The following is an 11480-nucleotide window of genomic DNA, read 5'->3' as shown; positions in this document are numbered from 1 at the left end:
GCTGCCGTATTGCGCGGCGCACAAATCAGGATGTCTTATGAGATTGCTCGCGACCGCTTCGGCTCTGCTCCTCGCCCTTGTTCTCGCCGCATGCTCCGCCGAAGGCGACGCTGGAAGCGGTGGGGCGGGCGAAAAGATGGTAGTAGTGACCACCTTCACGGTGATTGCCGATATTGCCCGCAATGTCGCGGGAGACGCGGCCGTGGTCGAATCGATCACCAAGCCCGACGCCGAGATCCACAATTACCAACCGACGCCGGGCGACCTGATCAAAGCGCAGAAGGCCGACCTGATCCTTTGGAACGGCCTCAACCTCGAACTCTGGTTCGAAAAATTCTTCTCCAATCTGAGCGAAGTGCCGGGTGTCGTCGTTTCCGAAGGCGTCGAGCCGATGGGCATCGCCGAGGGCCCTTATACAGGCAAGCCCAACCCGCATGCCTGGATGTCGCCGCAAGCGGCGCTGATCTATGTCGAGAACATTAGCAAAGCCTTCGCGGAGCACGATCCGGAGAACGCCGGGACCTACACCAAGAACGCCGCCGCCTATTCGGAGAAGATCAGGGCGACGGTGGAGCCGATCCGCGCGCGGCTCGCCGCCATTCCCGAGGAACGGCGCTGGCTGGTTTCCAGCGAGGGCGCCTTCTCCTATTTGGCGCGCGATTTCGGCCTGAAGGAGCTTTACCTCTGGCCCATTAATGCGGACCAGCAGGGTACGCCGCAGCAGGTGCGGAAGGTCATCGACGCGGTGCGCGCCAACAACATTCCGGCGGTGTTTTCGGAAAGCACCGTATCCCCCGATCCCGCCGAACAAGTGGCGCGAGAGACCGGCGCCAAATATGGCGGCGTGCTCTATGTCGATTCGCTTAGCGCCGCGGACGGGCCGGTGCCGACCTATCTCGACCTGCTCCGCGTCACCACCGAGACCATAGCGAAAGGTCTTGCCGAGTGAACGCACCGCTCCCGACGAGACCCCGCAGCGCGCCGCAGCCCGGCGACGGGCTTTCGGTCGAGGGCATAGCGGTCGCCTACCGCAACGGTCACACGGCGTTGCGCAACACCTCCTTCTCGATCCCGAAGGGCAGCATCACTGCGCTGGTCGGCGTCAATGGCAGCGGCAAGTCGACCCTGTTCAAGGCGATCATGGGTTTTGTGCCGCTCGCCGCCGGTCGGGTGCGGATCTTCGGCGGACCGGCGGCCGACGCCCTGAAGGAGAACGCCGTCGCCTACGTTCCGCAGAGCGAGGACGTCGACTGGAACTTTCCGGTTCTGGTCGAGGACGTCGTGATGATGGGCCGTTACGGCCACATGAATTTCCTGCGCATGGCGCGACCTTCCGACCGGCAGGCGGTGGAGGAGGCGCTGGAGCGCGTCGGCATGGCCGACTACCGCAGGCGGCAGATCGGCGAGCTTTCCGGCGGCCAGAAGAAGCGTGTCTTCCTCGCCCGCGCGCTAGCTCAGGAGGGAAAAATCATCCTGCTCGACGAGCCTTTCACCGGCGTCGACGTGCGCACCGAGGAGGCGATCATCACGCTCCTGCAATCGCTGCGCGACGAAGGCCGCATCATGCTGGTGTCGACGCACAATCTGGGCTCGGTGCCGCGCTTCTGCGACCGCGCCGTGCTGATCAACAGGACGGTGCTGGCCGAGGGCCTGACCAAGGAAGTGTTCACCCATGCCAATCTGGAAAAAGCGTTCGGCGGCGTGCTGCGCCAGTTCATCCTCGGCGGCGCAGACCTGCATGACGACGCCGATCCGCGCCGGGTGACGGTACTGACCGACGACGAGCGGCCCTTCGTCATCTACGGCAATGGCGCGGATCCGCGCGACTCGGCAAGCCCCGAAGAACCGGACGAACAGAAGTGATCGCCACCTTCGCCGAACCCTTCGCCTACGGCTACATGGTCAACGCCATGTGGGTGTCGGCGCTGGTCGGCGGCGTATGCGCTTTCCTGTCGGCCTATCTGATGCTGAAGGGCTGGTCGCTGATCGGCGACGCGCTCTCCCACGCCATCGTGCCGGGCGTTGCCGGCGCCTACATGATCGGGCTGCCCTTCGCCTTCGGCGCATTTATTTCGGGCGGGCTGGCAGCGGCGGCGATGCTGTTTCTGAACCAGCGCACCAAGCTCAAGGAAGACGCCATAATCGGTCTGATCTTCACCTCCTTCTTCGGTCTCGGCCTGTTCATGATCTCCCTGTCGCCGGCCTCGGTGAACATCCAGACCATCGTGCTCGGCAATATCCTCGCGGTGACCCCCGGAGACACGCTGCAACTGGTCATCATAGCCGGCGTGTCGCTCGCCATACTCCTCGTCAAATGGAAGGACCTGATGGTCACCTTCTTCGACGAGAACCATGCCCGCTCCGTCGGCCTCAATCCCGACTGGCTGAAGGCGATGTTCTTCACGCTGCTTTCGGCTTGCACGGTGGCGGCGCTGCAGACCGTCGGCGCATTCCTGGTCATCGCCATGGTGGTGACGCCCGGCGCGACCGCCTATCTGCTGACCGACCGGTTCCCGCGGCTGATCGTGATCAGCGTGGCGATCGGCGCTGCTACCAGCCTCGTTGGCGCCTATGCCAGCTATTTCCTCGACGGCGCGACAGGCGGCATCATCGTCGTGCTGCAGACGGCCATCTTCCTTGCTGCCTTCGCGCTGGCGCCCAAGCACGGCATGCTGGCGGCCAGGCGGCGGGCCCGTGAAGCGCTGGAGGCGGGAACATGACCGAAACCCTCCTGCTTCCCTTCCAGTTCCCCTTCATGCAGCAGGCTTTCGCCATCGCCGTGCTGGTCGCCGTGCCGATGGCGCTGCTTTCGTCCTTCCTGGTGCTGAAGGGCTGGTCGCTGATGGGCGACGCCATCAGCCACGCCGTTCTGCCCGGCATCGTGCTCGCCTATATTGCCGGCCTGCCGCTCGCCATCGGCGCCTTCGGCGCGGGCATGGTTTGCGCACTCGCCACCGGCTTTCTCAAGGAGAACAGCCGGGTCAAGGAAGACACCGTCATGGGCGTCGTCTTCTCCGGCATGTTCGGGCTCGGCATCGTGCTCTACACGAAGATCGAGACCGACGTGCATCTCGACCACATATTGTTCGGCGACATGCTCGGCGTCACCTGGCGCGACGTGGCTGAGAGCGGCGTCATCGCAGCGATCGCGGGCGGCGCGATCATGATCTTCCGGCGCGATCTCCTCGTCCACGCCTTCGACCCGCAGCATGCGCGCGCCATCGGCCTGCCGGTCCGGCTCCTGCATTACGGGCTGCTGTCGATCCTGTCTTTGACCATCGTCGGCGCGCTGAAGGCGGTCGGCATCATCATCGCCATCGCCATGCTGATAGCTCCCGGCGCCATCGCCTTCCTGCTCACCGACCGCTTCGAACGCATGCTCATGATCGCGGTCGCCATTGCGGTCCTGGCGTCGTTCTTCGGCGTCTATCTGAGCTTCTTCCTCGATTCGGCGCCCGCGCCGACAATCGTGCTCCTGATGAGCCTGACCTTCGTCGCAGCCTTCTTCATCTCGCGCCGCAAGGCCGCCCGCATGGAACGGCTGCTTGCGACGGAAACGCCGTAGCTACGCCGCCTGCGCCGCCAGCCTTTCGCGTGCGAATGAACGCCCCTCCGCGTCGAAAATGTGGAGGTCGCCGGCGTCCGCAGTCAGGCGCAGCACCGTGCCGCGCTTGATCTCCGCATTGCCGGGCAGCTTGGCCACCAGCGGCTCGTCGGCGCGGCCGATGCCGACATAGACCAGTTGCACCTCGCCAAGCTGCTCGACATAGTCGACCGGTCCCTCGAAAAGGTAGTCCGCGCCCGTCGCCACTCTCAGATCCTCCGGGCGGACGCCGAAGCTGATCGCCGCGCCGGCGCTCTCGGCCGGCGTCGTCACCGGCAGGCTGACCTTGCGGCCGCCGACATGGGTGATGGAGGTCTGGGCGCCGGGTTTCTCGATCGTCGCCGGCAATATGTTCATGGCAGGCGACCCGATGAACTGCGCCACGAACAGATTACCGGGATGGCGGTAGAGCTCCATCGGCGTTCCGACCTGCTCGATATGGCCATCCTTGAGCACGACGATGCGGTCGGCCAGCGTCATCGCCTCGACCTGGTCGTGGGTGACATAGATCATCGTCGTGTTGGGCATAGACTCCTTGAGCTTGGCGATCTCGATGCGGGTCGCCACGCGCAATGCCGCATCGAGGTTTGATAGAGGCTCGTCGAAGAGAAAGACTTTCGGGTTGCGCACGATGGCGCGCCCGATGGCGACGCGCTGGCGCTGGCCGCCCGACATCGCCTTGGGCAGGCGGTCGAGATATTTGGTCAGCTGCAGGATCTCAGCGGCTTGCCGCACCCGCTTGTCGATCTCGGCCTTGCTCTCGCGCGCGATCTTCATCGAGAACGCCATATTGTCGTAGACGGTCATGTGCGGATAGAGCGCGTAGCTCTGGAACACCATGGCGATGCCGCGCTTCGAAGGCGGCACGTCGTTTACCGTCTCGCCGGCGATCTGCAACGTGCCGGAGGTGATCTCCTCGAGCCCAGCGATGGTACGCAGCAGCGTCGACTTCCCGCAGCCCGACGGTCCGACGAACACTATGAATTCGCCCGACTTAATGTCGAGATCGATACCATGAAGGATGTTCAGATTGCCGTAGGATTTCCTGATTTGCCTGAGAGTGAGATCGGCCATGCTTTTCCTCCCGAATTGATCGACGTGTCCCGCTCAGACGATGCGCCCGAACCATGCTCCATAGCTGCCCAGCCGGATTTTGCCTGCATCCGCCTGCCCGGTAAAGCCGTGCCCGCTCAGCGCCTGAATCGAACGATCGCCGCCGAGATCGAGGGAAGCGGGCGCGGATCCAAGATTGAAGGCGCAGACGATCTCCTCATTGCCTTGGCGCCGGGTGAAGGCGACCACGTCGCCGTCGGCCGCCAGAAACTCGATCTCGCCCTTGGCGAAGGCCGGATGCGCGCGGCGGAAGGCTAGGAAGCGGCGGTAGTGCTCGAGCAGCGAATTCGGATCGCCCTGCTGCGCGCTGACCGCCTGAGCGAGATGCTCGCGTGGCACCGGAAGCCACGGCTTGGCCGACGAGAAGCCGCCATTCTTGGCGTTTCCGTCCCACACCATCGGCGTGCGGCAGCCATCGCGGCCCTTGAATTCCGGCCAGAAGCGGATGCCGTAGGGATCTTGCAGATCCTCGAAGGCAAGGTCGGCTTCGCGCAAGCCGAGTTCCTCGCCCTGATAGAGGCAGACCGAGCCGCGCAGCGACATCAGGAGTGCGGAAATCACCTTCAGATAGGCGGTCTGGTCGGCCTCGCCCTTGCCCCAGCGCGAGGCGTGGCGCATCACGTCGTGATTGGAGAAAGCCCAGCACGACCAGCCGTCGCTTGCCACTTTTCCAAAAGTTTCCAGCACCGTCCGCACTTTCGGGGCGCTGATCTTCTCGGGTCCGAGGAAATCGAACGAATAGCACATCTGGACGCGGTCGCCGGACGTGTAGGCCGCGACGATGTTGAGCCCACGCTGGGCGTCGCCGACCTCGCCGACGGCCGCCGCCGCCGGATACTCGTCGAGCAGCGCCCGGAACCGCTCCAGGAAAGCAAGATTCTCGGGCCGGCTCTTGTCGTAGAGATGGTCCTGATAATTGTACGGGTTGACGGCGGGCGCGATGGAATCGTTGCGCTTTTCCGGCGGCAGCGGCGGATTGTCTTCAAGCCCCTGCGAATGGAAATAGAAGTTGATGGTATCGAGGCGGAAGCCGTCGACCCCGCGCTCCAGCCAGAAGCGCGTCACGTCCAGCAATGCGTCCTGGACCTCGCTGTTGTGGAAATTGAGGTCCGGCTGCTCGGCCAGGAAATTGTGCAGATAATATTGCTGCCGGCGCGTGTCCCACTGCCAGGCCGAGCCGCCGAAGATCGACAGCCAGTTGTTGGGCGGCGTGCCGTCGGGCTTGGGGTCGGCCCAGACGAACCAGTCGGCCTTCGGATTGTCGCGCGAGGAGCGGCTTTCCTTGAACCAGGGATGCTCTTCGGCCGTATGCGAGATGACCTCGTCTATCATCACCCGCAGGCCCAGCCGGTGCGCCTCGGCGATGAGTTCGTCGAAATCGGCCAGCGTGCCGAACATCGGATCGACGTCGCAATAATCCGATACATCGTAGCCGAAATCCTTCATCGGCGACTTGAAGAAGGGCGAGATCCAGATGGCGTCGGCGCCCAGAGAGGCGATGTAAGGCAGCCGGCGGATGATGCCTTTGAGGTCGCCGATGCCGTCGCCGTTGGAATCCTGATAGCTGCGGGGATAAATCTGATAGATCACCGCGCCGCGCCACCAGTCGCGGTCGACAGCCAGGTCCGGCTCTTCCGCCTTGCGCAGAACGGACTGCATCATATCAGCCTCCTTTTACCGAGCCCGCGAGCAGACCGCGGACGAAATAGCGTTGTAATGAGAAGAACACGATCAGCGGCACGATGATCGTCACGAAGGCCGAAGCCGTCAGGATTTCCCAATCGCCACCGCGCGAACCGAGGAGCGCGTTGAGCTTGCCGGTCAGAACAAGCTGGTTCGCGCCCGATCCCAGGAAAACCATGGCGACCAGCAGATCGTTCCATACCCAGAGAAACTGGAAGATCGCGAAGGAGGCGAGCACGGGGAAAGACAGCGGCAGCACGATCTTGACGAAAATCTCGAAGTCGCTAGCGCCGTCGATGCGGGCCGATTCCATCAGTTCGCGCGGCAGTCCGGCCATGTAGCTCCTCAGGAGGTAGATCGCGAAAGGCAGGCCGAAACCGGTATGAGCCAGCCAGATGCCGAGATAGGTCTTGGACGGCACGCCGAACAGATTGCCGATGTTGTTGTACATTTCCAGCAACGGGATCAGCGTCATCTGCAGCGGCACGACGAGCAGGCCGATGATTGTGGCGATCAGCAGCGCGCGGCCGGGAAAGCGCATCCAGGCGAGCGCATAGGCGGCGAAGGCGGCGATCATGATCGGGATCACGGTCGCCGGGATGGTCACCGTCAGCGAATTGATAAAGGAGCGGCCGATGCCTTCCGAAAACAGCACATTCTCGTAGTTTTCGGTGGTGAACCGCGGCGGCACCGTCGCGGCGTAATAGACGCGCCGGCCGCGCGTTGAGTCGGAAGCTGCCGGCATCGTCATGATGAAGCCGCCATCGGCGTTGACCTGCAGGGTCTCGCCGTCACCGAGATCGGCGACGCTGCCGGCTTCGAACTCGGTCGGCGCCTGGGCGCGGATGCCGAAACTGGCGATCTCGCGGCTTCCCGGCTCCTCGAACAGATTTCCTTCCAGGACGAACTGGCCGTCCTTTTCGACGGCCGTGTTCGGCGGCGGCAGCCGCCCGGCCTCGGTCTGGGTGGAACTCGTGAGCGCCGTCCACCAGCCGGAGACTATGATCTGATCCTTGTCGCGCAGCGAGGAAATCAGGATGCCGAGCGTCGGAAGGGTCCACAGCGCCACGAAGAAGAGGACCGCGATATGGACGCCGAAGCGGCCGACGTAGGACTTGCCGGTCGGATTGGCCATCTCAGTGTCCTCCGGTCTCTTTGTTTGCCTGACGGATGTTCCAGATCATGATCGGCAGCACCGCGAGCATGATGATGATGGCTATCGTCGCGCCGCGGCCGAAATCGCCGCCGCCGCGGAACATCCAGTCGAACATGAGATTGGCGAGGACCTGGCTGTTCCACTGGCCATTGGTCATCGTCAGAACGATGTCGAACACTTTCAGCACCAGTATGGTGATGGTGGTCCACACGACAGCGATCGTGCCCCAGATCTGCGGGATCATGATCTTCCAGAAAATCTGGAACGGGTTGGCCCCGTCGATCACGGCGGCTTCCAGTGTCTCCTCGGGAATGCCGCGCAGCGCCGACGACAGAATGACCATGGCGAAGCCGGTCTGGATCCAGATCAGGATGACCATCAGGAAGAAATTGTTCCAGAACGGCAGCGATATCCACACCTGTGGCTCGCCGCCGAAGAACTGCACGATGGAATTGAGGATGCCGATCTGGGTCTGGCCCTCGCCGCGATATTCATAGACGAACTTCCATATGACGCTGGCGCCAACGAAGGAAATGGCGAGCGGCAGGAAGATCAGGCTCTTGGCGATCGTGCCCCACCAAATCTTGTCGGTCAGAACGGCGATCACCAGCCCGAGGAACGTGCAGGCGGCCGGAACGACCAGCAGCCAAAGCAGGTTGTTGAAAATCGAGTTGCGGAACTCGCGGTCCCCGAACGCCCAGGAATAGTTGTCGAGGCCGACGAAATTTTCGCCGCTGCGGCCGTGGAAGGACAGGATCAGCGTCTGGACCACGGGATAGATCAGATAGACCGTCAGAATGATAAGCGCCGGCCCGATGAAGAGCCATGGCCGGATAACTCCCTGGCGGCGCAGATTGTCGATCGCCGCCCCGCCTTTCACGCCGCGCGAGGGAAAGATCACGTCGAGCAGCTTGTTGGCGCCCCAGAAATAGCCGACGCAACCGCCGACGCCGATGATGATGACCAGGATCGCCGAAAAAATCTGAGCCGCCATAGGTTCCTCCCCTCATGAAGACCAATTCGCGTCAGGCTCTTTGGGTATTCATCCTGACTTTCCGGTATGCCCCTCGTCGCGCTGCGCGCGACACACCTCTCCTCGCTCCGTGAGGGGAGATGATGCTCGTCCAGCTTGGCTCCCGTCCGCCGAGCAAAGCGAGGCGGAGAGGAAATCCCCTCCGCCAGATCGAAAGCTATTTGATCGCGTCCCAGCTCTTCTGGATGTCGGCCGCCACGTCTGCTGCCGGTTTGCCGCCGACGAGGTCGATCATGCCGGTCCAGAAGGCGCCGGCGCCGATCTTGCCGGGCATCAGGTCGGAACCGTCGAAGCGGAAGGTGGACGCATTGACCAGAATATCGCCCTGCTTCTTCAACTGCTCATTGGCGTAGGCGTCCTTGTTGGCCGTCTTGAGCGGCGTGAGCAGGCCCGACTGCGCCATCCAGATCTCGTGCGCGATCGGCATTTCGAGGAACTTTATGAATTCGCGCGCGGCTTTCGAGTCCTTGGTGATTGCGACCAGCGTGCCGGCGCCGAGAACGGGACTGCCGAGTTCCGGCTTGGAGGCCATCGGCGGCAGGTAGAAGAAGTCTGCGTCCTCGCCGAGCTGCGTGCCTTCCGGGAAGAAGGACGAGATGAACGAGGCCTGGCGGTGCAGGTAGCATTTCGGCGGGATGCCGAAGAGGCCCTTCGGGCTGTCGCGGAAGTCGGTCGCCGCCACCGCCGCGCTGCCGCCGTCGACATATTTGTCGTTGGTGGCGATGTCGGCGAAGATCTGCAAGGCGTTTACCACCGCCGGATCAGTGAACGGGATCTCGTTCGTGGTCCACTTGTCGTAGGTTTCCGGCGGTTGCGTGCGCAGCATGATGTCTTCGACCCAGTCGGTCGCCGGCCAGCCGGTCGCTCCGCCCGAGCCGAGGCCGATGCACCACGGCACGCCGCCGTCTTCGACTATCTGGTCGGTGAGATCCATCATCTCTTCCCAGGTCTTGGGAACTTCATAGCCGGCTTCCTCGAAATTCTCCGGCACGTACCAGACCAGCGACTTCAGGTCCGCCTTGTAGGGGAACGCAAAAAATTTCTCGGTGCCGTCCTTGTCCTTGTAGGTGCCGAGGTCGACCCAGGACTGTCCCGCGCCGTAATTGTCCTTCACGAAAGTGGCGACGTCGTCGCCGAGCGGGATGAGCAGTCCCTTGGACGCCAGATCCTGGAGAAGGCCGGGCTGAGGCAGGATCGCGATGTTGGGCGGGCTGCCGGCCTGTGTATCGATGACGATCTGCTGCTCGTAGTTTTCCGACGAGGAATAGTTGATCGTGGCGCCCGTGGCCTCGCTGAAGTACTCCAGCACCGAGCGTACCAGAGCCTCGTCCTCGCCGCGCCACGGCCCGAAGATCGACAGGGTCTCGCCCTTCAGGTCGACCTTCTTCAATTCATCGTAGTTGGCCCAGGTGAAGCGGGCGGCGTCTTCACCCGGCTGGAATTTCAGTTCGGCGTTAGCCGGCGTGCCAAGGGCGAGCGCGGCAAGGGCGGCGCCCAGCATCAGGGTTTTTTTCATGATAGTCCTCCCAACGGTTCTCAAGGGAGACGGAACCTCCATTCCGTCCTGCCGACGGCCGCTCGAATGTGCCCCAGCCCCGCGCGGATCGCAACCGCGCGGACAGAGCTCCCAAAGCGCTTTGGCTAAGCGTATGACGCCACCGAAGTTGCGAAGAGTCAAGAGGTCGGGAGCATAAACCGATTTAAAATGTCCGGCTCGCGCAGCGCAGCATGCTTTTTTGGCGCTGCAGCATGCAATATCACTTCTGGAGAGACGATCCGCGGCTTATATTGACCGTTGCGCAACGAGAGGCAAAAGCAGCAATCCGGCTGCATTTCAAAGCGCTTTGAGAACCTGGAGCCCTGCTGTGAACCTCAAACAGCTGTCGCACATGCTGCAACTCTCGCAGACGACGGTGAGCCGGGCGCTGAACGGCTATCCGGAAGTCAGCGAGGAAACCCGCCGCCGCGTGACCGACGCCGCCAAGCGCCACGGCTACCGGCCGAACCCGAGCGCCAGGCGCCTGGCCACCGGCAAGGCGGGCATGATCGGCTATGTGCTGCCGACCGGCGCCTCGGTCGACATCGACCCGCATTTCGTGGAATTTCTGTCGGGCCTCGGCGATTATGCGCGCTCGCACGAGCTCGACCTCGTGCTGAGCCCCGCCGACGCCGACGACGAGGAGACGACCTATCGCCGCGTCGCCGCCAACAAGCAGGTCGACGCTGTCTATATCTCCGCGCCGCGACCTGCCGACCGGCGCATCTCGCTGGTCAACCAGCTCGGCCTGCCCTTCCTGGTGCATGGCCGCGCCGAAGGGCTCGATTTCGACTACCCCTTCCTCGACATCGACAATGAGGGCGCGTTCCACGAAGCGGCGCGGCTTTTGGTCCAGCTCGGCCATAAGCGCATCGCGCTGATCAATGGCGATGACGGGCAGACCTTTGCGATTTTCCGCGAGCGTGGCGTCAGGCGCGCGCTGGCTTCGGCCGGCCTGGCGCTGCCGCCCGAAAGGATCCGCTCTGTGGCGATGATCGAGGAGAACGGCTACCGCTCGGCGCGCAGCCTGCTCGAGCAGCCCGAACCGCCGACGGCGATCGCCTGTTCCAGCCTTATCATGGCGCTCGGCGTGGTGCGCGCGGTGCGCGATCTCGGCCTGACTATCCCCGGCGACGTGTCGCTCATCGCCCATGACGACGTGTTCCCTTGGCTGAAACCCGAGCATTTTTCAGTGCCGCTGTCGACAACGCGCTCGTCGATCCGGGCGGCCGGAGCGCGCATCGCCGAACGCCTGGCAGCGCGGATTTCGGGCCTGGAGGAAGGCGCGCGCGGCGAGATCTGGCCGGTCGATCTCGTCGTTCGCGGTTCGATCGCCGGAGCGGCAGGCTGACCG

The 11480-nt window shown here is 63.3% G+C and carries 10 protein-coding genes; 5 read left to right on the top strand and 5 right to left on the bottom strand.

Annotated elements, in window-relative coordinates; genetic code table 11:
• The first annotated feature begins 136 nt into the window (after positions 1-136).
• Genes ABVK50_RS27325 through ABVK50_RS27310 form a run of 4 tightly spaced genes read left to right on the top strand, consistent with a single transcriptional unit; the run spans position 137 to position 3565 of the window.
• Positions 137-949, top strand: coding sequence for a metal ABC transporter substrate-binding protein (locus ABVK50_RS27325; RefSeq protein WP_353645788.1), 813 nt, complete (start codon positions 137-139; stop codon positions 947-949).
• A complete protein-coding gene (locus ABVK50_RS27320; protein ID WP_353643600.1) occupies positions 946-1863 on the top strand; it encodes a manganese/iron ABC transporter ATP-binding protein in 918 nt (305 codons plus the stop codon). Before ABVK50_RS27325 ends, ABVK50_RS27320 begins: the two co-directional genes overlap by 4 nt.
• Positions 1860-2720 carry a metal ABC transporter permease gene (locus ABVK50_RS27315; RefSeq protein ID WP_353643601.1) on the top strand — a complete coding sequence of 287 codons (861 nt, stop codon included), beginning with the start codon at positions 1860-1862 and terminating at the stop codon, positions 2718-2720. The genes ABVK50_RS27320 and ABVK50_RS27315 overlap by 4 nt, the downstream gene beginning before the upstream one ends.
• Positions 2717-3565 (top strand): metal ABC transporter permease, encoded by an 849-nt coding sequence (locus tag ABVK50_RS27310; protein WP_353643602.1) that lies wholly within the window; start codon positions 2717-2719, stop codon positions 3563-3565. The genes ABVK50_RS27315 and ABVK50_RS27310 overlap by 4 nt, the downstream gene beginning before the upstream one ends.
• On the opposite strand, the gene ugpC is transcribed toward ABVK50_RS27310, so the two are convergent.
• From ugpC to ABVK50_RS27285, 5 genes are all read right to left on the bottom strand, one after another.
• Positions 3566-4678 carry a sn-glycerol-3-phosphate ABC transporter ATP-binding protein UgpC gene (gene ugpC, locus ABVK50_RS27305; protein WP_353643603.1) on the bottom strand — a complete coding sequence of 371 codons (1113 nt, stop codon included), beginning with the start codon at positions 4676-4678 and terminating at the stop codon, positions 3566-3568.
• Positions 4679-4711: 33 nt separating this feature from the next.
• The gene (locus ABVK50_RS27300) at positions 4712-6376 is read right to left on the bottom strand and encodes an alpha-glucosidase family protein (protein WP_353645789.1); all 1665 of its coding nucleotides are present in this window, start codon (positions 6374-6376) and stop codon (positions 4712-4714) included.
• 4 nt (positions 6377-6380) lie between these two features.
• Positions 6381-7535 carry a carbohydrate ABC transporter permease gene (locus ABVK50_RS27295; RefSeq protein ID WP_353643604.1) on the bottom strand — a complete coding sequence of 385 codons (1155 nt, stop codon included), beginning with the start codon at positions 7533-7535 and terminating at the stop codon, positions 6381-6383.
• A gap of 1 nt (position 7536) precedes the next feature.
• On the bottom strand, positions 7537-8550 hold the full coding sequence (locus ABVK50_RS27290) for a sugar ABC transporter permease (protein WP_353643605.1): 1014 nt from the start codon (positions 8548-8550) through the stop codon (positions 7537-7539).
• Between the two features lie 196 nt (positions 8551-8746).
• The gene (locus tag ABVK50_RS27285; RefSeq protein ID WP_353643606.1) at positions 8747-10105 is read right to left on the bottom strand and encodes an ABC transporter substrate-binding protein; all 1359 of its coding nucleotides are present in this window, start codon (positions 10103-10105) and stop codon (positions 8747-8749) included.
• 349 nt (positions 10106-10454) lie between these two features.
• Between ABVK50_RS27285 and ABVK50_RS27280 the strand changes: the two genes are divergently transcribed.
• The gene (locus tag ABVK50_RS27280) at positions 10455-11477 is read left to right on the top strand and encodes a substrate-binding domain-containing protein (RefSeq protein ID WP_353643607.1); all 1023 of its coding nucleotides are present in this window, start codon (positions 10455-10457) and stop codon (positions 11475-11477) included.
• Positions 11478-11480 lie beyond the last annotated feature (3 nt).

The sequence above is a fragment of the Mesorhizobium sp. WSM2240 genome (assembly GCF_040438645.1).
In the GTDB taxonomy this organism is placed as follows: Bacteria; Pseudomonadota; Alphaproteobacteria; order Rhizobiales; family Rhizobiaceae; genus Allomesorhizobium.
Note: the sequence above shows the minus strand (reverse complement) of the source record. Positions and strands in the feature narration are given on the sequence as shown.

Coding starts and splice junctions, on each gene's coding strand:
- ABVK50_RS27325 (WP_353645788.1), top strand. CDS start 137: ATGGTAGTAGTGACCACCTTCACGGTGATTGCCGATATTGCCCGCAAT.
- ugpC (WP_353643603.1), bottom strand. CDS start 4,678: ATGGCCGATCTCACTCTCAGGCAAATCAGGAAATCCTACGGCAATCTG.
- ABVK50_RS27295 (WP_353643604.1), bottom strand. CDS start 7,535: ATGGCCAATCCGACCGGCAAGTCCTACGTCGGCCGCTTCGGCGTCCAT.
- ABVK50_RS27285 (WP_353643606.1), bottom strand. CDS start 10,105: ATGAAAAAAACCCTGATGCTGGGCGCCGCCCTTGCCGCGCTCGCCCTT.
- ABVK50_RS27300 (WP_353645789.1), bottom strand. CDS start 6,376: ATGCAGTCCGTTCTGCGCAAGGCGGAAGAGCCGGACCTGGCTGTCGAC.
- ABVK50_RS27290 (WP_353643605.1), bottom strand. CDS start 8,550: ATGGCGGCTCAGATTTTTTCGGCGATCCTGGTCATCATCATCGGCGTC.
- ABVK50_RS27310 (WP_353643602.1), top strand. CDS start 2,717: ATGACCGAAACCCTCCTGCTTCCCTTCCAGTTCCCCTTCATGCAGCAG.